General features: G+C 70.1%; 20 protein-coding genes and 1 tRNA gene. 11 read left to right on the top strand and 10 right to left on the bottom strand.

The window, feature by feature from the left end:
* Positions 1-16: 16 nt before the first annotated feature.
* The 3 genes from IEX18_RS02810 to IEX18_RS02820 are packed head-to-tail and all read right to left on the bottom strand — an operon-like array spanning position 17 to position 1,097.
* Positions 17-319, bottom strand: a complete 303-nt coding sequence (locus IEX18_RS02810; protein ID WP_188657130.1) for a hypothetical protein — start codon at positions 317-319, stop codon at positions 17-19.
* A complete protein-coding gene (locus tag IEX18_RS02815) occupies positions 316-546 on the bottom strand; it encodes a hypothetical protein (RefSeq protein ID WP_188657131.1) in 231 nt (76 codons plus the stop codon). Before IEX18_RS02815 ends, IEX18_RS02810 begins: the two co-directional genes overlap by 4 nt.
* Positions 543-1,097 (bottom strand): glycoside hydrolase family 108 protein, encoded by a 555-nt coding sequence (locus IEX18_RS02820; RefSeq protein ID WP_188657132.1) that lies wholly within the window; start codon positions 1,095-1,097, stop codon positions 543-545. Before IEX18_RS02820 ends, IEX18_RS02815 begins: the two co-directional genes overlap by 4 nt.
* Positions 1,098-1,434: 337 nt before the next feature.
* Between IEX18_RS02820 and IEX18_RS02825 the strand changes: the two genes are divergently transcribed.
* The 7 genes from IEX18_RS02825 to IEX18_RS02855 all read left to right on the top strand — a co-directional run bounded on the left by IEX18_RS02825 (position 1,435) and on the right by IEX18_RS02855 (position 8,380).
* Positions 1,435-2,547: a CDP-glycerol glycerophosphotransferase family protein gene (locus IEX18_RS02825; protein WP_188657133.1), complete on the top strand. Its 1,113-nt coding sequence runs from the start codon at positions 1,435-1,437 to the stop codon at positions 2,545-2,547.
* Between the two features lie 85 nt (positions 2,548-2,632).
* Complete coding sequence (locus tag IEX18_RS02830; RefSeq protein ID WP_229664323.1) at positions 2,633-3,760, top strand: CDP-glycerol glycerophosphotransferase family protein; 1,128 nt, start codon at positions 2,633-2,635, stop codon at positions 3,758-3,760.
* Between the two features lie 34 nt (positions 3,761-3,794).
* Complete coding sequence (locus tag IEX18_RS02835; protein WP_229664324.1) at positions 3,795-5,135, top strand: lipopolysaccharide biosynthesis protein; 1,341 nt, start codon at positions 3,795-3,797, stop codon at positions 5,133-5,135.
* 79 nt (positions 5,136-5,214) lie between these two features.
* The gene (locus IEX18_RS02840; protein WP_229664325.1) at positions 5,215-5,676 is read left to right on the top strand and encodes a DUF2141 domain-containing protein; all 462 of its coding nucleotides are present in this window, start codon (positions 5,215-5,217) and stop codon (positions 5,674-5,676) included.
* Positions 5,677-5,736: 60 nt separating this feature from the next.
* Complete coding sequence (locus IEX18_RS02845) at positions 5,737-6,753, top strand: diacylglycerol/lipid kinase family protein (RefSeq protein WP_188657134.1); 1,017 nt, start codon at positions 5,737-5,739, stop codon at positions 6,751-6,753.
* On the top strand, positions 6,750-7,640 hold the full coding sequence (locus tag IEX18_RS02850) for a hypothetical protein (protein ID WP_188657135.1): 891 nt from the start codon (positions 6,750-6,752) through the stop codon (positions 7,638-7,640). Before IEX18_RS02845 ends, IEX18_RS02850 begins: the two co-directional genes overlap by 4 nt.
* Complete coding sequence (locus IEX18_RS02855) at positions 7,637-8,380, top strand: nucleotidyltransferase family protein (RefSeq protein ID WP_188657136.1); 744 nt, start codon at positions 7,637-7,639, stop codon at positions 8,378-8,380. The genes IEX18_RS02850 and IEX18_RS02855 overlap by 4 nt, the downstream gene beginning before the upstream one ends.
* Before the next feature lie 173 nt (positions 8,381-8,553).
* Here IEX18_RS02855 and hspQ read toward each other — a convergent pair whose 3' ends face one another.
* Positions 8,554-8,961 (bottom strand): heat shock protein HspQ, encoded by a 408-nt coding sequence (gene hspQ, locus IEX18_RS02860; protein WP_188657137.1) that lies wholly within the window; start codon positions 8,959-8,961, stop codon positions 8,554-8,556.
* Between the two features lie 127 nt (positions 8,962-9,088).
* On the opposite strand from hspQ, the gene IEX18_RS02865 reads away from it, so the two are divergent.
* Positions 9,089-9,178 (top strand) — tRNA-Ser (locus IEX18_RS02865).
* 27 nt (positions 9,179-9,205) lie between these two features.
* On the opposite strand, the gene asd is transcribed toward IEX18_RS02865, so the two are convergent.
* A complete protein-coding gene (gene asd / locus IEX18_RS02870; protein ID WP_188657138.1) occupies positions 9,206-10,087 on the bottom strand; it encodes an archaetidylserine decarboxylase in 882 nt (293 codons plus the stop codon).
* 32 nt (positions 10,088-10,119) lie between these two features.
* Between asd and IEX18_RS02875 the strand changes: the two genes are divergently transcribed.
* Complete coding sequence (locus IEX18_RS02875) at positions 10,120-11,775, top strand: aminotransferase class III-fold pyridoxal phosphate-dependent enzyme (RefSeq protein ID WP_188657139.1); 1,656 nt, start codon at positions 10,120-10,122, stop codon at positions 11,773-11,775.
* 670 nt (positions 11,776-12,445) lie between these two features.
* Here the strand turns inward: IEX18_RS02875 and IEX18_RS02880 are convergent.
* Together IEX18_RS02880 and IEX18_RS02885 are read right to left on the bottom strand one after the other, a co-directional pair.
* Positions 12,446-13,045 (bottom strand): hypothetical protein, encoded by a 600-nt coding sequence (locus IEX18_RS02880; RefSeq protein ID WP_188657140.1) that lies wholly within the window; start codon positions 13,043-13,045, stop codon positions 12,446-12,448.
* An 11-nt stretch (positions 13,046-13,056) separates the two neighbouring features.
* The gene (locus IEX18_RS02885; RefSeq protein WP_188657141.1) at positions 13,057-13,698 is read right to left on the bottom strand and encodes a class I SAM-dependent methyltransferase; all 642 of its coding nucleotides are present in this window, start codon (positions 13,696-13,698) and stop codon (positions 13,057-13,059) included.
* 214 nt (positions 13,699-13,912) lie between these two features.
* Here IEX18_RS02885 and IEX18_RS02890 point away from each other — a divergent pair, with 214 nt between their 5' ends.
* On the top strand, positions 13,913-14,848 hold the full coding sequence (locus IEX18_RS02890) for a UDP-2,3-diacylglucosamine diphosphatase (RefSeq protein ID WP_188657142.1): 936 nt from the start codon (positions 13,913-13,915) through the stop codon (positions 14,846-14,848).
* 17 nt (positions 14,849-14,865) lie between these two features.
* The gene (locus IEX18_RS02895) at positions 14,866-15,891 is read left to right on the top strand and encodes a glycosyltransferase family 4 protein (RefSeq protein ID WP_188657143.1); all 1,026 of its coding nucleotides are present in this window, start codon (positions 14,866-14,868) and stop codon (positions 15,889-15,891) included.
* Between the two features lie 233 nt (positions 15,892-16,124).
* On the opposite strand, the gene IEX18_RS02900 is transcribed toward IEX18_RS02895, so the two are convergent.
* From IEX18_RS02900 to IEX18_RS02910, 3 genes are all read right to left on the bottom strand, one after another.
* Positions 16,125-18,455 (bottom strand): penicillin acylase family protein, encoded by a 2,331-nt coding sequence (locus IEX18_RS02900; protein WP_188657144.1) that lies wholly within the window; start codon positions 18,453-18,455, stop codon positions 16,125-16,127.
* A 219-nt stretch (positions 18,456-18,674) separates the two neighbouring features.
* The gene (locus tag IEX18_RS02905; protein WP_188657145.1) at positions 18,675-19,682 is read right to left on the bottom strand and encodes a glycosyltransferase family 4 protein; all 1,008 of its coding nucleotides are present in this window, start codon (positions 19,680-19,682) and stop codon (positions 18,675-18,677) included.
* Positions 19,679-21,250, bottom strand: a complete 1,572-nt coding sequence (locus IEX18_RS02910) for an alpha-amylase family glycosyl hydrolase (protein ID WP_188657146.1) — start codon at positions 21,248-21,250, stop codon at positions 19,679-19,681. Before IEX18_RS02910 ends, IEX18_RS02905 begins: the two co-directional genes overlap by 4 nt.
* Positions 21,251-21,331: the final 81 nt, after the last annotated feature.

Below are 21,331 nucleotides of genomic sequence, written 5' to 3' on the forward strand. Positions count from 1 at the left end.
CCGGTGAAGGGTGGGATCAGCCGCCGGCGGCGGCACGGTAGGCGTCGGCGGCCGCGGCGGCGCGCTCGATCGCAGCAGCGCGGTCGGCGAACCCGGTCGCGGCGCGGGCGGCGGCGAGCGTCAGTTCGACCAGATCGGCAAGCGCCCGCACGCGGGCGGCCCGGTCGGGCGGGAGGAAGGGCGCGAAGAGCAGCGCCGTCCGGTGTACGGCCGCGTAGCGCGCCTGTACCGCCGCCAGCGTCGCCTCGGCCCGCGACACCCGGTCGCCCGCACAGCCCGTCGCCAGCAGCGCCAGCGCCGCGGCGAAGCGCAGGCTCATTGCGGCCGTCCAGGATCGGACGGAGGTACCTGCCGGAACATCAGGCCGCCGATCGTGCCCAGCAGCGTGACCAGCCCGGTCGTCACCTTGTCGGACGTCGCGATCAGCGCCTCGGGCAGCGACTTGCCGAGGATGCCGCTGACGACGATGGGCGCCAGCGCGACGATCAGCGTCGCTGCGACCACCGACAGGAAGGCGCGATAGCTCAAACGCGGATCGGGGCTCATAGGCGTGCCTCCCCGCCGATCCGGTTGGCGAGCCAGCCATAGAGGAACGCCTCGTTCGCCGGCCGCCGCTCGGCGAGGGCGAGATAGCGTTCGCCCTGCAACGCCTCGATCGCCTTGAGCAGCACCGCCTCGCCGCCCGGTGCGCGCACCGCCAGAAAGGCGTCGAGCGCGGCCAGCGTCGCCGGCCCGATCCGCCCGTCCACCGCGACGTCGACATAATCGGCGCGGTTGCGGTTGAGCGCGTTGAGGGCCCGCTGGAGAAAGGTGATGGCGACCGGCGGTCCCATGTTGACCCCGGTGTCGAACAGCTCGGCCGCGATCCGCGGGGCGCGGTCGGCGACATAGTCCAGTCGCGGCCGCAGCCAGTAGATGCGGCGATAGATCGCCTTCGCCTCCTCGCGCGGCAGCGCGCGCATCGGCCCCTGCCATCCCTGCGCCCGCGCCACCGGCTCGCTCACGCCCCAGCGCGTCGCGCCGCCCCGGTCGGCCGGGTTCCGGGCGTAACCGCCCTCCCGCGCGATCACCGCATCGATCAGCCCGTCAACATCCATGGTCCCTGCCCTCCATCGTTGTTGGAAGGCGGCCCGGCTAACCGATTCGCCGGCGTGTAGGACAGACAAATGTTCGCTAAATGTTCCACGTGAAACATTGCTGATGCGGGCCCGGCTTCTCGGTCGTCCCGGCGCAAGGCCGTGATCTGGCGATCGGGAGCGCGCGGGTGGCCAGAGACCCCAGCCTGTGCTGCGACGACGAACGTAGCGAGGGCGGCATCGGGCAGCGCGGCCGCAGCAGCGGGAGGGCGCACACGGCCCCTCGCTTTTCCGCCCCAATCCGAACATGATCCCGCTTTAGGTCGCCTGCCCTGCCCTTTCGGACCCGTACAGCCCCTTGAACATCGCCTTCGTCTACATCGCCGAAGCCTATCAGGTGTATCACGGTGCGGCGATCGCGCTCGAACTCGCGCGCCGGCCCGGGGTGCAGGTCACGTCCTTCTACAACGAGCCCGAGACGGTCCATCACCTGGAGCGGGTACGTGCGGCCTGGGGGGCGCCGGCGGGCGACTATCGCCGGCTGCATCGCTCGCCGCTGACCCGCGGACTGCAACGGCTGCGGCGGCTCGGCATGTTCAAGGACAATGTGCTGCGCGACAATCGCCGCACGCTCGACGGCTTCGACGCGATCTTCGCGGTCGAGAACACGGTGGCCGCGGTACGGCGGCTGGGGGTGCGCCGGCCCAGGCTGATCTACAGCCCGCACGGCTTCGGCGACCGGGCGCGAGGCTTCATCCCGCGCATCGCGACCTTCGACTTCGTGCTCGTCGCCGGGCGCAAGACCGAGGCGCGGATGCTGCGCGAGGGGCTGATCCGGCCGGGCGACTATGCACTGACGGGCTCGGTCAAACTGGAGACGGGCGAGAAGCTGCGCGATGCGGACCCGGTGCGGCTGTCCGGCAGCGGCCCGACCGTGCTCTACAATCCCCACAAGGAGCCGAAGCTGACGAGCTGGTATCGCTTCGTCGAGCCGCTGCTGGCGGGGTTCGCGGCGGAACCGGCGCGCAACCTGATCGTCGCGCCGCATGTGAAGCTGTTTCGCCGCCGCACGCCCGAATATCGCGCCCGCTGGGAGGCGCGCAGCACGGCCAATGTGCTGGTCGATACCGGCTCGGATCGAGCGGTCGATACCAGCTATGTCGCCGCGGCCGACATCTATGTCGGCGACGTCAGCAGCCAGGTCTATGAATTCCTCGCCACTCCGCGCCCCTGCGTCTTCCTCAACGCGCACGGGATCGACTGGCGCGACGACCCGAGCTTCGCGCACTGGCACCTGGGCGACGTGGTGGACGATCCGGCCCGGCTGATGGAGACGATCCGCGCGGCGCCGCGTCGGCATCATCTCTATGCCGAGCGTCAGGCGGCGCTGGCCGCCGCGTCGCTGGGGGATCATCGCGATGCCGCGGCGCGGGCGGCGGACGCTATCATGGGGTTTCTGGCGCGTGGGTGACCCTTCACCGTCTCCGCCCCCGCCGGCGGGAGGATCGGATCGGTCCCCGATCAGGCGCGTCGGCTTCCTCTACAATCACGATCAGGTGCATCAGGTCGCGCACAGCCTGCCGATCGCGCTGGCGCTGATCGAGGCCGGAGGACCGGTGCAGCCCGTGCTCGCCGCGACCACGCCGGCGCTCGCCGCCGAGATCCGGCGGCTGGGGGCGCTGATGGGGCATGACCGGCTGGAGATCGTGTCGCTGGGCGTGGACTCGGCGCTCGGCCGCGGTTTGGAGCGGGCGCTGGGCGCATTGGTGCCGGCGCGCAAGCTGCTCGTCTATCGCGACCATCTGGACTTCTTCCGCGGGCTCGAGGCCTTGGTGGTGAGCGAGCGTACCTCACTGATCCTCAAGACGCGCTACGGCCTTTCCCTCCCGATCATCCTCGCCGATCACGGCGCGGGCGACCGCGCGATCGGATTCAATGCCGTGACCGCCAGATTCGACCATGTCCTCGCGGCAGGACCCAAGATCCGCGACCGGCTGATCGCCGACGCCGGGGTCGCACCCGAGCGGATCAGCATCACCGGCTATCCCAAGTTCGACCTGTTCCCGCCCCGCGCCGCGCGGCTGCCGATGCAGGCGAACGGCCGCCCGACCATCCTCTACAACCCGCACGTCTCGCCGCATCTGTCCTCCTGGTATGCGCAGGGGCGCCAGGTGCTCGATTGGTTCCTGCGACAGGACCGCTACAATGTGATCTTCGCGCCGCATGTCATGCTGTTCCACCGCCGGATCGCGATCAGCATCGATCGCCTGCGCATCGACCGGCCGGGCCGGATCGATCCGGCGCTGCTCGCCGCGCCGCACATCCATGCCGACCTGGGCAGCACCGCCTCGACCGACATGACCTATGTCGAGGCGGCGGACCTGTATCTGGGCGATGTCAGCAGCCAGGTATACGAGTTTCTGCGCACGCCCCGCCCCTGCCTGTTCCTCGACGTCCACCGCACCGACTGGCAGGGCGATCCCGATTACGCGCACTGGCAGGCGGGCGACGTGATCGCCCGCGCCGCAGACCTGCCCGCCGCGCTCGACGTCGCCTGGGCGCGCCATGCCGACCGCTATGCGGCCGTGCAGCGCGACCTGTTCGGCCGCACCTTCAGCATCACCGGGGAGCCCGCCGGCCGTCGCGCCGCACGGGTTCTGACGAGCCTTGTTCTGGATCATTGAGCGCGTGGACTTCCCGCCCCATAACGGACCTTCGATGCTTCCCCCGCCCGCTTCGGTCCCGCCGGCCACCGGCACGCCCGCCACCGGCACCTTCGCCGAGATGCGGCGCGCGGTGGCGCGCAATCTCGGCTGGCTGCTCGCGAGCCGCGGGGTGATCGCGGTGCTGTCGCTCTTCTATCTCGGCATCGCCACCCGCTCGCTGGGCGTCGCGGGGTTCGGCCGCTTCGCGCTGATCATCGGCGCGGCACAGACGCTGGCGGCGCTCGTCACCTTCCAGAGCTGGCAGATCATCGTCCAATACGGCACCGCGCCGCTGGCCGCCGACGACCAGCCCGCGCTCGCCCGGCTGTTCCGCGGCACCGCGCTGCTCGATCTGGGCAGCGCGATCGTCGGCGCGATCCTGGCGTGGATCATCCTGGAAGCGTGCGGCGAGATGATGGGGATCGGCGCGACGCTGAAGCGCGCGACGCTGATCTTCGCGGTCGTGCAGCTGCTCACGATCCGATCGACCCCGCTCGGCATCCTGCGCCTGCGCGACAAATTCTCGCTCGGCGCCATCGCGGACAGCGTCGCGCCGGTGACGCGCTTCGTCGGCGCGGTCCTCGTCGCCCTGATCCATCCGACCGTACAGGGCTTTCTGGTCGCCTGGGGTGCGGCGGAGGTGCTGACCGCGGTGACCTATTGGGCGTTCGTCGCGCGCGACGGCGATCTCGCGCTGATGCGCCGCGGTGCCGGGAGCCGGCATCTGGGACGCGAGCATCCCGGCCTCGTCCGCTTCGCTTTGTCGACCAATGCCAGCGCGACGCTCGGCCTGTCGAGCAAGCAGGTGCCGCTCCTGATGGTCGGCGCGGGTGCGGGCCTGGCGGCGGCGGGCGCCTTCCGCCTCGCCTCGCAGCTGGCCCAGGCGCTCGCCAAGCTGTCGCAGATGGTCAGCCGCGCCGCCTTTCCGGAGATGGTCCGGACCGTCCGCACCGCAGAGCCCGCCGCGCTCGGCAAGCTGCTCGGCCGGCTCTTCCTCGCCTCGGCCGCGGCGGCGCTGGCGATCATGCTGGTGGTGCTGCTGATCGGCAAGCCGGTGTTGAGCCTGGTCGGCGGGAAGGACTTTCGCGGCGCCTGGCCGATCCTTTTGTGGCTGGCGCTGGCCGGTTGCCTCGATTTCGCCACCGTCGCGGTCGATACGGTGATGACCGCACTGCAACGGGCGGGCACCGTCTTCGCGATTCGCGCGGCGGGTGTCGTGCTGATGGTCGGTTCCGCCCTGCTGCTGATCCCGCGGCTGGGCGCGACCGGCGTCGCGATCGGCGTCGCCGCCGGCTCGGCGGGGGTAGTGCTGCTGATGGCCGCGGCTGCGATCCGGCTGGCCCGTCAGCGCTGACCGGTCTCCGCGCAGACGGAGAAGGCGCCGGCGATCGGGACCCATGGTTTCCGGCCGGCGTTCATTCGAGGTGAACGTCATGACCCGCACCCTGTTCCTTGTTCCTCTCGCGATGCTGGCTGCCGCCGGCCCCGCCGCAGCGCAGCAATGCGCGGGTACGCCGGGCAACGGCGCGGTCCGGCTGAACGTGGAGGCCACCGATCTCCACAACGCCCAGGGCGAGGTCGCCTTCACCGTCTATCCCGACGATCGCCGCCGCTGGCTCGCCAAGGGCGCCAAGCTGCTGCGCATCCGCGTGCCGGCGCGGCTGCCGGTGACCACCGGATGCTTCTGGCTGCCGCCCGGCCATTATGCGATCGCGCAATATCACGACGAGAATGCCGATCACGATTTCAACCGGACCTTGTGGATGCCCAAGGAAGGCTATGGCTTCTCGAACGACGCGCCCACCAAGATCGGACTACCGAGCTTTGCGGCGGCCCGTTTCCCCCTGCCCGCCGGCGGCAGCACGGTGCGCATGAAGATGCGGTACGGCCGCTGATGATTTCGGGACGAGAACAAATAACTGGCCCCGTGCGTCCGATGAAGTTAGCGCTACGTCATGCCGCCGCTGCTGCCCGCTAACTGCCTGTCCTTCGTCGGCGTCGAAGCCGATGTCGGCACGCGGCTGAAGCCCGCGCCGGCCTTCGTCGCGCCGGACGGGCTGACGATCGGCATCGTCTGCAATCCACGCGCGCACCGCAACCACGGCGCTGCCTATGCCGCCGGCACTCCGGGTGCCGACCGGGTGATCGTGACGGCGCCGCGCACGATGGAAGACCTGGCGGAGGTTCTGACCGACTTCGCGGCGCGCGGCATCGACCTGCTGGTGATCGATGGCGGCGACGGCACGGTGCGCGACGTGCTGACCGCGGCCGGCGACCTGTGGCGCGGCGCATGGCCGGCGATCGCGGTCATCCCGTCGGGCAAGACCAACGCGCTGGCGATCGACCTCGGCCTCCCGACTGGCTGGTCGCTCGCGGATGCGGTGGCGGCGGTCGCGAACGGACGGCTGGAGACCCGCCGCCCAATCGAGGTGCAGGCCGTGGGCGAAGCGATGCCGATGCGTGGCTTCCTGCTGGGCGCCGGCGCCTTCGTGAAGGCGACGGCGCTGGCGCAACACACCCATCGCTGGGGCGCGTTCAACACCATCGCGGTCGGGCTGGCGCTTGCCTGGGCGATCACGCTGACGCTGTTCGGCAGCCGGCGCAACAGCTGGCGCGCCGGCGAGGCGATGGACCTGCGCCTCTTCGCCTCCCCGGTCGAGCGGGCGCCCCTCTACATGCTGCTCGCCTCGACGCTGCAGCGGATGCCTGCCGGCCTCAAGCCCTTCGGCCGGGTACGCGAGGGCCTGAAGCTGATGGCGGTCGATGCACCGCCGCGCTGGATGTCCCTGGCGGTGCCCGCGATCCTGAGCGGATCCGAGGCCGCATGGCTCGAACAGGCAGGCTATCGCCGCCGCGACGTCGCAGGCTTCGAGGTGGCGCCGGAGACGGGATATATCCTCGACGGCGAGCTGTTTGCGGGCGGTACGCTCACCGTCGGTCAGGGACCGCTGTTGTGCTTCGTCGTGCCGTGAGCACCGCGCTCGACGCTTTTATCTCCACCGCGCTCGCCGCGCCCGTCCCCGCCGAGGTCCATGGCATCGCCGCGGCCCTGGCGAGCGCCCCCGGCACGGTCGCCGTGCTGTTCTACGGCAGCAACCTGCGCACCGGCTCGCTCGACGGCGTCCTCGACTTCTACGTCCTGACCGAGGGGCCGCGAGAGCGTGGGCTATGGCCGCGCGTCGGCTATCGCGAATTCGCCCGTGCCGGAACGACGCTGCGCGCCAAGATCGCGACGATGCGCCTGGCGACCTTCGCGGCGGCGGCGGGCGGCCTCTCGATCGACACGACGATCTGGACGCGCTTCGTCCAGCCCGCCGCGCTGGTCTGGACGCGCGACGAGGCGGCGAGGACGGCGGTGACGGGCGCGGTGGCGGCGGCGGCGATCACCGCGGCGCGCTTCGCCGCAGTGCTAGGGCCGGAGGCCGGCGAGGCGGCGGACTTCTGGCGCGCGCTGTTCCGCCAGACCTATGCCGCCGAGCTGCGCGTCGAGGCTGCCGGGCGCGAGGAACAGATCCTCCAGCATGGCGCCGGCCGGTATCAGGCGCTGCTGCCGCTGGCGTGGAAGGCGGCGGGGATCGCGTTCACCCGTGAGGGCGAGCGGCTGACGCTGGCGATCGACCCGCAGGAGCGGATGCGCTGGCAGGCGCTATGGGCGCGGCGGCGGCGGCTGGGACGGCCGCTCAACATCGTCCGCCTCGTGCGGGCGGCCTGGACGTTCGAGGGTGCGGGCGCCTATGGCGCGTGGAAGGTGGAGCGGCATACCGGCGTGCGCGTGCCGCTGACCGCCTTCCGCGAGCGCCACCCGATCCTCGCCGCGCCCGGCGTGCTGCTGCGGGTGTGGCGCGAGCGGCGGCGATGAGCGCGGCGCTGATCCTCGCCGGGTCGCGGTCGGGCGCGGTCGATCCGGTGGCCACCTATGCCGGGGTGGCGCACAAGGCATTGATCGTGCTGGGCGGCGAGACCCTGCTCGCGCGGGTTGCGGGCGCACTGGACGCGGCCGGACTGTCCCCGATCGCGGTCTCTGCCGATCACCCCGCGGTGGTCGCCGAGGCGGAGCGGCTGGGGCTGACCGTGCTGCCGCCCGAAGCTGGACCCAGCGCCAGCGTAGGCGCGGCTCTGGCAGCGCTCGGTACGCCGCTGCTCGTCACGACGGCCGACCACGCGCTGCTCGAGGCCGAATGGGTCCGCCGTTTCCGGGCGGATGCGCCGACGGGAGCGGATGTCGCGGTGCTGCTCGCCCGGCGCGATGTGGTGGAGGCGGCGGCGCCGGCGACCCGGCGGACGTGGCTGCGCTTCGCCGATGGGGATTGGTCCGGATGCAACCTGTTCCTGCTCGCGACCCCGGCCGCGGCGGGCGCGATCGGGCTGTGGCAGGCGGTGGAGGCCGATCGGAAGCGACCGTGGCGGATCGTGCGACGGCTGGGGCCGGGATTGCTGCTGCGCTATCTGCTGGGCCGGCTGACGCTCGGCGAGGCGCTGGCGCATCTCGGCGCGCGGGCGGGATTGCGGGCGGCGGCGGTCGCGTCGCCCTTCGGGCTGGCGGCGGTGGACGTGGACAAGCCGGCCGATCTGGATCTCGTACGGACGTTGACGAGCTGACGATCCCTCGCCTTCTTCGTCACCCCGGCGAAACGCGTGGCCGAGTGGCGCGATAGCACCTAAGAAGGCGTCACGCCCGATCACTCCTGACTTTCCAACTGGGCCCCGGCCTTCGCCGGGGTGACAGTATGAGGATCCGAGGGACGCTCAGTTCGGCCCCATGCCGCTCGGCATCAGTGGCGGTGTTCCTGCCGCAACCGGTAGCGTCCATCCGCAAAGCCGGTGAACAGGCCGGAGATCGCCGGATGATCGACAGGCTCGTCGCTGTCGTCCGCGATCAGGTTCTGCTGGCTGACATAGGCGACATAGCTCGATTCGATATTCTCGGCGAGCAGGTGGTAGAAGGGCTGATCGCGGCGCGGACGGATCGATTCCGGAATGGCCTCATACCATTCTTCGGTATTCGAGAAGACGGGATCGATATCGAACACGACACCGCGAAAGTCGAACATCCGGTGCCGCACGACATCGCCGATGGTGAAGCGCGCATGGGCGATCGGCGGCGCCACCACGGGCGCAGCCGCCACGCGATCGGCCGCCGCGGTCTCGGCGGCGGGGGTGGAAGCGGAGGATTCGGGCATGGCCTGTATTTAGGCACAGGAACCGTAACGAACAAGCGCGCGGGCGCTTGTGCTGCGCCAAGCCTTGCGTTACAGGCCCGCCCTCGACCGGCAGGCGGGCCTTTTCACGGCTCTCCAGTCCTTCTGCGGAGAGGTGGCAGAGTGGTCGATTGTACCGCACTCGAAATGCGGCGTGCCTTCACGGGCACCGTGGGTTCGAATCCCACCCTCTCCGCCATTTCCTCCGTCCGCATCGTCCCGCCCGTCAGGCCATGACGGCCAGTCGCTGGCCGGCGCGGATCTCCTGCCCCTCGGCCAGATCGGGGTGCAGCGACCAGCCTGCGGGGATGAAGACGATGATGGTCGAGCCATGCTCGAACCAGCCCAGCTCCTCGCCCTTCGCCACCGCCGCGTCGCACGCCACGCGCCGGCCCGAGCCGAGGTCGCGCAGCGTTGCCGCCGGATCGATCGCATGGAGACGGATGCTCGCGACGAGGATCGCGGCGACCGGCACGAGCAGCAGCGGCGCGCCCGCAGGAGTGCGCGCCTCGATCACCGCGCGCTCGTTGCGGCAGAACAGCCGCTCCACGCGCTTGAGCGCGATCGGATTGACGTTCCAGCAGTCGCCCGACCAATAGGTCACCCCCTCCACCGTCAGGTCGCAGGGCGCGTGGAAGCGATGGTACATGCCCGCCGTCAGCCGCAGCGTCACGAAGCTGCCATCGGCGAAGCGTGACGCGACCGCGGGATCGGGGATCAGTTCGTCGAGCCGGTAGGGATAGCCCTTGACCTGCCACGCCGCGCCGTCCGCCACCCGGCCATGCGCGCCGACCACCGCGTCGCACGGACTGGCGAGCAGCGCCGGATCGGGGTCGAACACCCGCGCCCCCGGCCTGAGCGCGCGGGTGAAGCCCTCGCGCAACGAGCGAAACCGGGTCGCGACCGAATCCGACAGGTCGACCCCCGCGAAGAAGCGCCAGGCAGCGATGGCGGGCTGCGCGACGAGCGGATGCTCGACCCGCGCCAGCCGCCCGACCATCTGCGTCGCCCAGCGCCGCGGCAGGCGGTTGGTGACGAGGAAGTTGAGGTCCTCCTGCAGGAACAGGCGGACAAAGGCGTTGGTCTTTGCAGGCTTGGCAGCTGTCATAGCGGTGTCACCACATTGAGGTGGAAGGCGGCATGAACCCGATCGTCCTCGGCGTCGCCGCCGTCTCCGCCGGAACCCTGGCCCTGACCAAGGGGCGTCGCCGCCTCGCTCTGTCGCGGGCGAAACATCCCTCGCTCGGCGGCCATGTCCGCATGGCCAAGCGGATCGCCGGGCAGATCCCCTATTTCAGCCATGACGAGGCCCGCTTCTTCGCCGCCGACGGCGCAGACGAGAGCGTCGCGGCGCGGCGACGGGCGGGCTTCGAGCGGCTGGGCACGCTCTACGCCGAGCGGTTCGCGCAGACGCTGGCGCTGACTCGCGAAGCGCGGGCCGGACTGTCGGACCTGCAATTCACCGGGGCCTATCGCGTCCCCTTCCCGTTCAGCGCGCGGGTGCGCGAGACGCTGGGGACCGGCGCCTTCCTGATCCGGTCCGAGGGGCCGTGGGTGGAGGATCTGGACGGCAACCGGCTGATCGACCTGACCGGTTCCTACGGCGTCAATCTGTTCGGCTACGACTTCTACAAGGACACGATCGCGGCGGGCGCGCAAATGGTCGAGGGGCTGGGGCCGGTGCTGGGCGTCTACCATCCGGTCGTGGCCGACAATATCCGTCGGCTCACCGCTCTGTCCGGGATGGACGAGCTGTCCTTCCACATGTCCGGCACCGAGGCGGTGATGCAGGCGGTGCGGCTTGCCCGCTACCATACCGGGCGCGCGCGGATCGTCCGCTTCGCCGGCGCCTATCACGGCTGGTGGGGCGAGGTGCAGCCGGGGATCGGCAACCCGGTGCCCGCCGACCGCACGCTGACCCTGGCCGAGCTCTCCGACCGGACGCTCAAGGTATTGGCGACGCGCGAGGATATCGCCTGCGTGCTGGTCAATCCGTTGCAGGCGCTGCATCCCAACCGCGCCGCGCCCTCGGACGGACAGCTGACCGATAGCGGCCGCAGCGCCGGAACGGACCTCGCCGCCTATCGCGACTGGCTGCACCGGCTGGCCGAGACCTGCCGGACCAACGGCATCGTCCTGATCTTCGACGAGGTGTTCGTCGGCTTCCGCCTCGCGCCGGGCGGGGCGGCGGAATATTTCGGGGTACGCCCCGACCTCGTCACCTATGGCAAGACGCTGGGCGGCGGGCTGCCGGTCGGGGTGCTGGCAGGCAAGGCGGCGCTGATGAAGCGGTTCCGGGATGACCGCCCGGCCGACATCTGCTTCGCGCGCGGCACCTTCAACGCGCATCCCTATGTCATGGGAGCGATGAACGCCTTCCTCCAGCGGCTGGAGACGCCGGAGGTCCGCGCACTGTACGACGGGCTGGACGCGCGATGGGACGCGCGGGCGGCGCGGTTCAACGCCGCGCTGGCCGAGGCCGAGGTGCCGGTGCGCGCCGCGCATCTCCAGTCGATCTGGACGATCACCTATACGCGGCCGGCGGCCTATAACTGGATGCTGCAATATTACCTCCGCGCCGAGGGGCTGGCGCTGAGCTGGGTCGGCACCGGGCGGCTGATCTTCTCGCTCGACATCGACGATGCGCTGTTCGCGGAGATCGTCCGCCGCTTCGCCGCGGCGGCCCAGGCGATGCAGGCGGACGGCTGGTGGGACACGCCGGCGGGCGTGACCGACAAGCAGCTGCGCCGCGCGGTGCTGAAGCAGGCGGTGCGGGTGCGGCTGGGGCGGGGGTGACAGGAGGGTAGCGTTTCGATCCGATCCTCCGTCATGCCGGGCTCGTCCCGGCATCCACCGCGCCGCGTAAGCAACGGCCTCGGCGCTTGCGGGAGCGTGGATACCGGAACGCGTCCGGGATGAGGGGCCTGAGCGACGGCGTCCTGTCCAGTCGCGATTCCAGTGCGCCATGCGCGGTCGGGGATCAATCTCGCGCGAAGGCGCGAAGGCGCGAGGAGGATTGTTCGCGCGGAGGCGCGGAGGCGCGGAGAGGATTCGCCGGGGGCGGTCGTCGCCCTGTTAATCGCGGCGGGGGAGAGGCGCGCGGCCTTCATCTTTGCGTCCTCTGCGCCTCTGCGCGATTTTTGAAGGACCGCTGCGCGGTCTATGGCTTCCCTGGGGCGCGGGCTGTTCTCCGCGTCTCCGCGCGAACATAGTGTCACAGGTGTGGTGCGCCGTGATGGTCCCCAACTGCCCCTCAGCTTCGGTGGTGGACATCGGGAAAAACCAAACTCGCCTTGTTCCCGTCATCCCCGCGCAGGCGGGGATCCAGACGCGCGGCAGCTTTCCGCATCATTCGCAAGCGTCAGAGAATATGGATCCCCGCCTGCGCGGGGATGACGGAAGGACCGTGGAACGGTCCCGTCGCCACCGGCAACAGCTATGGGGAGCGGACGACTCCCCCCGCCCGTCACCCCGCGTGGCGGGTGTCGATGCGTTCGCCCTTGAGCAGACGGATCGGCGCAGCGCGATACAGCTTGAAGTCGCTGAACGGCTCGGTGACGATCTTGGTCGCCCAGACCAGTCCGGTCTCCACGTCGCGGACGAAGAAGAGCTGGGTGGTGCGGAATGCGATGGCAATGACGCCGAGGAACAGCCAGCCGATGCCGACATGCCGCAGATAGGCCTCGAACCCGTCGGGCCGGATCAGCGTGCCGAACAGCGTCGGCTCGATCGCGAGGACGACCGGGATCGCCGCCCAGATGCCCATCAGGATATATTTGCGGAAGAGATTATAGCCGACCTTGATCTCTTCCTTATATTCGTGACTGACGCCGTTCTCGTGATCGAAGCCCTTGGGCTCGAAGAAGAAGTGCCCGGCCTGACGGCTGGTCATGGCGACGCCCCAGGCGAGCAGGCTGGCGACCGCCGGGTCGACGAACAGGATCAGATAGGCGACCAGGAAGGTGCAGGCACTGATGAAGTGCAGGCTCTGGTTGATCAGGCTGTGATGATAGTAGCGGTGATCGTCCCACCGCTGTTCGGCGAGCTGCGCGCGAAAACCCGTCATCGTATCGTCCCTCAGGAAATCTTGGTCTTGGCGAAGCGGACCAGCGAGAAGTGGCCCAGCGGCGGAAGCGGCCGGTGCTCGACCAGCGTCACGTCGTCGCGCGTCGCCGCCCAGTCGGTGTAGCGGCTGAACGGAAAGTCGGTGCGGAAGCCCAGGCGGCTGGTGACGGGCATCAGCAGCCGCTCGATCGCGCCGCGCAGGCCTTCGCCCGCGCCCTCGCGCGTGGCGATCACGATCTCGCCGCCCGGCTTGCACACGCGGACGAACTCGTCGAGCGCGCGCTCGGGGTTGGGCACGGCGGTGACGACATATTGCGCGACCACCACGTCGAAGCTGTTGGCGGCATAGCCCAGCGCCTCGGCATCGCCGACCGCGATCTCCTCGACATTGGACAGGCCCAGCCGCCGCACCCGCTCGCGCGCCTTGCCGAGCATCGGATCGGACAGGTCGATCGCGGTGATCCGGCTGGTACGGGCATATTGCGGCAGCGAGATGCCGGTCCCCACCCCCACCTCGATGATCCGGCCGCCGATCCGGTCCGCCGTCGCCACCGCGGCGCGGCGGCCCTTCCGGAATACGGCACCGAACACCAGGTCGTAGACGGGCGACCAGCGGTCATAGGCGCGGGTCACGCCGGCGGTACTCATCTGCATGGCCACGTTGCACAAGCCTTTTCGAGTGGAACCCCAATGTTGCAGCCATGCATTGCGGAATTACGACAAGACTACGACACCCGCATGTCAGTTCATCGAGTGGTCCGCCCGGTGCAACACAGATGTCACCGGCTCCACATCGAATAGTCGCAATGATCGATTAACAGCCATGGGCAGAGGACGGGCCATGCCGGCCCGCGGGACGGGGAAAGACATGGCGTCGCTGCCTTTATCCTCGCCGGTTGCGCGCAAGCAGCCGGCCGATGCTTCGCGCCGCATCGTCGCGCAATTGCCCAAATGGCTGTTGGAAAGCGACGACGAGGCGTCCGGCCCGGCGGCCAAGCGCAAGCGCTACCGCACCATCTTCGTCTCCGACTCTCATCTCGGCACGGCCGGGTCGAGCGCCGAGCTGCTGCTCGATTTCCTGAAGAAGCACGAGTGCGAGACGCTGTATCTGGTCGGCGACATCGTCGATGGCTGGGCGCTGCGCAAGGGCTGGTACTGGCCGCAGGCGCACAGCGACGTGATCCGTGCCATCCTGAAGATGGCGAAGCACGGCACCCGCGTGATCTACGTCCCCGGCAACCATGACGAGCATTTCCGCGACTATGTCGGGCTGGAGTTCGGCGGGATCGAACTGCTCGATCGCGACATCCACGTCACCGCCGACGGCCGCCGGCTGCTCGTGATCCATGGCGACCAGTTCGACAACGTCGTCCTCTATCACAAGTGGCTCGCCTTCCTGGGCGACGGCGCGTACACGCTGCTGCTGAAGAGCAACCGCTGGGTCAACCGGGTGCGCCGCCTGTTCGGCTATCCCTATTGGTCGCTCGCTGCGCATATGAAGAAGCGCGTCAAGAACGCGGTTGCCTTCATCTCGCGCTTCGAGGAAGTCGTCGCCCATGCCGCCGCGGAAGAGGGCGTCGAGGGCGTGGTGTGCGGGCATATTCATAGCGCCGAGATCCGCCAGTTCGGCGCCATCACCTATTATAATGACGGCGACTGGGTCGAAAGCTGCACCGCGCTGGTCGAGGATTTCGACGGCGCGCTGTCGATCGTCGACTGGGCGGAGCATGCCCGGCTGGAGGCGATGGAGGCGATGGCCGCCGCGCGTCGGGCCAAGCTCGTCGCCGTGCCGACCCCGGCCTGACCCGAGGCCCCGCTCCCATGCGTATCGCGCTCGTGTCCGACGCCTGGACGCCGCAGGTCAACGGCGTGGTCCGCACGCTGACCACCACCCTCGCGCGGCTCGCCGCGCGCGGGCACGACGTGACGACCATCGTCCCGTCCGACTTCCGCACCCTGCCCTGCCCCGGCTATGGCGAAATCCGGCTGGCGCTCGCCCCCGGCCGCGCGGTGGCGCGGCGGCTGGGCGAGGCGATGCCGGACGCGGTGCATATCGCCACCGAAGGGCCGCTGGGCTGGGCGGCGCGGCGCTGGTGCCTCTCCCAGGGCCTGCCCTTTACCACCTCGTTCCACACGCGCTTCGCCGATTATCTGGCGGTGCGCACGCACCTGCCCGCCGAGCTGTTCTGGACGACGCTCGACCGGTTCCACCGCCCGGCCGCACGGGTCTTCGTCGCCACGCCGACGCTGGAAAAGGAGTTGGCCGGGCGCGGCTATGCGCGGCTGCACCGCTGGGGCCGCGGGGTGGACCTGTCGTCCTTCACGCCGGCGGGGGAACGGCATCCGGAGATCGCGGCGATGGCCGGGCCGGTGCTGCTTCATGTCGGCCGCGTCGCGCCGGAGAAGAATATCGAGGCGTTCCTCGCGCTCGACGTGCCAGGCACCAAGGTGGTGGTCGGCGACGGCCCGGCGCGGGCCGGGCTGGAGCAGCGCTACCCGCAGGCGCGCTTCCTGGGGGCTCTGCATGGCCCGCCACTGGCGGCGGCCTATCGCAGCGCCGATGTGCTGGTCTTTCCCAGTCGCACCGACACGTTCGGGCTGGTGATGGCCGAGGCGCTGGCGAGCGGCACGCCCGTCGCCGCCTATCCGGTGGCGGGTCCGGTGGATGTGGTGACCGACGCGGCGATCGGCGCGCTGGACGAGGATCTGGCAGCCGCCGTCACCCGCGCCCTCGCCTGCGACCGGGCCGCCTGCGCGGCGGCGGGGCGGCTGTTCGACTGGGAGCGCTGCACCGACCAGTTCCTCGCGGGTCTGAGCCCGGTGATGGCGGAGCGGCTGGCGGCCTAGAGCTGGATGACCGCACATCGACCCGTTCGTGCTGGGCGACGTCGAAGGACGGGTGAGTCTCGGGCCCTTCGACTGCGCTCAGGGCGAACGGTCAGAAGTGAGTCAACGCCAGATCATCTTGCTCCAGGGGGCCAGCCGGCCCCCGCCTTTGCGGGTCAGGCGAAGCGGCATCAATCAGCCCAGCCGTCACCCCGGCGTTCCCCGGGGTGACGAGAAGAAGACAACTCCCCCGGCTACGGCACCAGCCGCATCCGCCACTTGGCCGGTCCGGGCAGAAACGGCGTCGCCCGGCCGTCTTCCCAATCGCGATGGCCGGCGAGATAATAGGGACTGACGGGATTGCCCGACTGGCCGGACGGCATGTGGAACAGTCCCTCCCCCTCGTGCCCGGGCGAGACGGCGAAGCGCTCGCTGGCGCCGAAGCCGGGCGCCTGCGCCCGCACGACGCCGCTGTCGCCGGGCAGGGCGCGATCGGCGGGATCGGTCAGCCAGCCGAGCCCCGGCACATTGCGGGCGAGCGGATGGCGGACCGCGGCGGGGGATGCCGCGCCCCAGCTGAAGACGTCGAGGCCGCCCGCCTCTTCCACATCGGTCGCCACGCGCAGGAGCGCCGCATCGACGAAGCCGCGCCAGTCGTGCCGGCCCGGCGGCACCAGATGCGCGGGCTGCTCGGTCAGCAGGCGGCGCAGCGCGCCCTCGCTGGCGGGGATCAGGTAATTGGCCTGCCAGCCCGGCGTGCCGCCCATATAGCGGGCATAGGCATCGGCCAGCGCCGCCTGACGGAATGCGGCGATCAGGCGATAGCCGACCGAGCCGGTCTCCGCCCGCCCGTCCCAGGCCGCGACCGGCGCGGCCATTGCGGAGAGACGCGCGTCGCCGGTCCGGGCGCGCAGTTCGGCGAGCAGGCGCTGCTGCCACCAGCGGTTGCGCAGGCTGGTGGTGTCGAGCTGGATGGACAGGAAGTCGCGCGGGGTGAAACGGTCGGCGGCGAACAGCCGCTCGCGGATGCGCAGCGCCCGCGCGCCGGTATCGTATCCTCCGTCACCCAGCCGAGCATAGGCGGCGCCGCCCACGACCCGGGCATTGGCGGTCCAGAGCCGCCCGTCGGCGGGGTCGATGACGGTCGGGATCGCCTGAGGCGGCAGCATGCCGCGCCAGCCCCGCCGCCCGTCCGCCAGGCTGACCGCGTCGCGCCCGTCATAGCCGAAGCGCGCGGGCACCTGCCCCATCACCGTCCAGCCGATATGACCGTCACGATCGCCGACCATCAGGTTCTGCTGGGGCAGCGCGGCGGAATGGGCGATGGCGATGGCCTCGCCGACCGACCGGGCGCGCTCCATCGCGACGAAGGAGGCAAGCTTCACCGCGTCGCGCGCATGCGCGGTCCAGCGCATCGCGATGCGGCGGCCAAAGGCGTCGACAGCGACGATCGGGCCCCAGATCGTCTCCTCGACGGAGACGGTTCGGCACGCCGTCTTGACGCAGAAGGGCTGGGCGACGCGGCGGATCGGCTGGTCGCCACGGGCGGTCCGATACCAGCCGGGCCGGCCGTGTGCGGGCTCCACCACGATCGCATCGGCCGTGTCGATATAGCTGTTGGTGAATCCCCAGGCGATATGCCCGTTGCTGCCCGCGACGACCGTCGGCGTGCCGGGCAGCGTCACCCCGGTGATGTCGAGTGGCCCGCCTTCGCCGCGCACCACGATGCGGGCGCGATACCACATGCCGGGGACGCGGATGCCGAGATGCATGTCGTTGGCGACGAGTGCACCGCCGCTCGAGGAGAGCCGCCCCGCCACCGCCCAGTTGTTGCTGCCCGGCACCGCCGGCTCCGGGCCGGGTGCGGGAACACCCGGTGCGGCCTGCGGGGCGAAGCGTGCCGGCAGCGGCGGCAGGGACAGACGCGAGCCGTCGATCGGCGCGTCGAGCGGGGTCGCGGAGGGGTAGAGAAGATCGGCGAAGGCCCGTCCACCCCGGCGCGCCGCCCGCGCCCGGAAGAGTTCGGTCTTGGGTAGCGACGGCTGGAGGTTGAGGTACATGGCGAAGACGGCGAGCACCGTATCCTCCGCACGCCAGGGCGCGGGCTCGGCGCGGAGCAGCGCATATTCGAAGGGCGTGGCGGACAGATCACCGAGCCCGCGATTGACCCCCGCGACGTAGCGGTCGAGCAACGCCCGCTCCGCCGGCGCCATCCGCGCGACGATGCCGCGGGCGCGGGCGCGGAATCGGTGCGCGAGGACGGCGCGGTCCGCGTAAACGGTCGCCGCGCCGAACAGTTGCGACAGCTCGCCGGCGGCGACACGGCGCAGCCCGTCCATCTCGAAGAAGCGCTCCTGCGCATGAAGATAGCCGAGCGCATAGGCGGCGTCGGCGCGGCTGGCAGCGGTGATGGTGGGGACGCCGGCGGCGTCGCGCGCGATGGCGACGGATGCGGCGAGGCCGGGCGCACGGACCTCTCCCGTCAGCCGCGGGCGTGCGCCATAGAGGTGCCAGGCGAACAGCGCCGCTACCAGCAGCAGCAACGCCGCCCCGAGCCATAGCGCCCAACGCCCGATCCTCGCCATGCCGCCCATCCCCTGTCGTGGCGACGCAGGCTTGCAGGTGGCGGGGTGGAGGGCAAGGGTGTTGGGAGCGTGAAATCTCTTCAACACACCCCGGCCGTCACTTCGGCGAACGCCGGGATCTCCATCGGCTCTGGCCCCGCGCTCCACCCGGAGGCCCCAGCCTGCGCTGGGGCGACGATGAGTGAGGAAAGTTTGTCGCCGCTACGTGCCCCGCGCCGGTCACCCGCCCAGGATGCGCCGGTACAGCGCGATATACGCATCCGCCATCCGTTCGACGCTGAACCGCTCCGCCACGCGCGCGCGGCAGGCGGCGCGGTCGAGCGTGTCGATGCGGGCGATCGCATCGGCCGCCTCGGCCGGCGTATCGATCAGATAGCCGGTCACGCCGTCCTCGATCAGCTCGGCCATCGAGCCCCGGCGGGTGGCGATGACGGGGGTGCCGCAGGCCATGGCCTCGACCACCGAGAGGCCGAACGGCTCGTCGAAGTCGATCAGGTGGAGGAGCGCGCGGGCCTGGCCCAGCGCCCGCAGCCGCGCCGCGCCGCCGACCGGGCCGTGATAGCGGATCGTATCGGAAAGGTGCGGCATCACCTCGCGCTCGTGGTAGCCCCCGTCCTGCACGATGCCATAGAGGTCGAGCCGCCGACCGGCCGCTCGCGCTGCGGCGATGGCATGGCCTGCACCCTTGTCGGGATGGATGCGGCCGAAGAAGAGCAGGTCGTCCGAACCTGCGGGATCGAAGGGGAAATCCTCCAACGGAATGCCGTGGTGGATGGTCGCGGCATAGCGGAGCGCAGGATGCCGGTCGGCCTCGCTGATCGCGACGTAATGGACGCGGTCCTGATAGGGTTCGTACATCGGCAGGATGCGGTCGGACGAGAAGCCGTGAATGGTCGTGACCATCGGCGTCGACACCAGCGGCGCGAAGGCATGGGCGGGGAAATCCGCCTGATTGTGAATGAGGTCGAACCGGTCGGCCTGTGCGAACAGGTGCGAGAGGTGGCGATGTTCCCAGACCTTCGCGTCGACCGAAGGGTCTTCCGAATAGGGTGCGGGCACCACCGCATCCAGCCGCGCGGTGGTGATACTGTCCTGCGTGGCGAAGAGGGTGATGTCGATGCCGCGGGCGACCAAGGCTTCGGTCAACAGGCTCGTGACCAGCTCCCAGGGGCCGTACTGGCGCGGCGGGGTGCGCCACGCGATCGGCGCGAGCATCGCGACCCTCATGCGATCACCAGTCCTTCATTGGGGTAGAGCATCCCCGGCTCTGTCGGTCCGTCCAGCGTCGAGATCAGCACCGTTCCATTCCATGGGATCGTCACCGGGCGGTCGGTGAGGTTGAGGAGGATGCGCAGCCGTTCGTCGCCTTCGCTCCGCTCATAGGCGAGCACGCCAACGGGCGCGTCGAGCAGCGCGAAGTCGCCGATATGGAGCGCCGGATGCGCGCGACGCAGGGCCAGCAACCGGCGGTAGAGGTGCAGCATCGAGAGCGGGTCCGCCTCCTGCGCCGCGACGTTGCGCCTCGGCCAGTCCGGGTTGAGCGGCAGCCATGGCTCGACGGTGCTGAAGCCGGCATGGGGCGAGGCGTCCCATGGCATGGGCGTGCGCGAACGGTCGCGACCGATGCCCTTGCCGGGCTGGCGCAGATCCTGCGGGTCGCGGACGCGATCCCCGGGAATATCGACGCGGCCGATGCCGAGCTCGTCGCCCTGGTAGAGGGTGGGTGTACCGCGCAGCGTCAGCAGCAGCATCGCCGCGACCCGTGCCTGCGCCTCGCCGATGCGCGCGGCGATGCGGGGCGCGTCGTGGCTGCCGATCACCCAATTGGGCCAGCCATGATCGGGGAGCGACGCCTCATAGTCGGCGATCAGGCGGCGCAGAGTCGCGGCGTTCCAGTCATTCTCGATCAGCTGGAAGTTGAAGGGCAGATGGACCTGCGGCCGTTCGGGCGTGCCGTACCAGCGGGCGTGACGATCGTTGGGCAGGAAGATCTCGCCGATCAGCACCCGTTCGCCATAGCCGTCCGCCAGCGCGCGCATCTCGGCGGAGATGGCGTGCGCCTCGGGCTGGTCGGTGGAGTGGCGCTGGATGACGCGGTCGCGCTCGGTGCGGTCGGGCGTCCAGTCCGGATTGGCGGGATTGTCGGGCAGCCCCTCCGCCTTGACGATGTGCCAGAGCACGTCGATGCGAAAGCCGTCGACGCCGCGATCGAACCAGAAGCGCATGACGTCGAGCATCGCCCGCTTCAGCTCCGGGTTGCGCCAGTTGAGGTCCGGCTGTTCCTTGAGGAAGGCGTGGAGATAATATTGGCCGGTCGCCTCGTCCCATTCCCAGGCCGAGCCGCCGAAATCGCTGATCCAGTTGTTGGGCGGGCCACCATCGGGTGCCGGATCGCGCCAGATATACCAGTCGCGCTTCGGATCGTTGCGCGACGACCGGCTCTCGACGAACCAGGGATGCCGGTCGGACGAGTGGTTCGGGACGAAATCGAGGATCAGCTTCAGCCCGCGCGCGTGAACCGCGGCGAGCAGCCGATCGAAGGCGGCCAAGTCCCCGAACAGCGGCTCGATCCCGCAATAATCGGCCACGTCATAGCCGAAATCGGCCATGGGCGAGGGGAAGATCGGCGACAGCCAGATCGCGTCGATGCCGAGCGAGGCGACATGATCCAGCCGCGCCGCGATCCCGGCGATATCGCCGACCCCGTCACCGTCGCTGTCCTGGAAGGAGCGCGGATAGATCTGATAGACGACGCCGCTCTCCCACCAGGGATGATTGCGGCCGGACGCGGTCATGCAGCTTCACCCCCCGGGGACCCGAACTCCTGTGTAACGATGGCGGGCGGCGGTGTATCCGCAGCCGGCCATCGATCGAGG

This window comes from Sphingomonas metalli (genome assembly GCF_014641735.1).
Taxonomy (GTDB): Bacteria; Pseudomonadota; Alphaproteobacteria; order Sphingomonadales; family Sphingomonadaceae; genus Sphingomonas; species Sphingomonas metalli.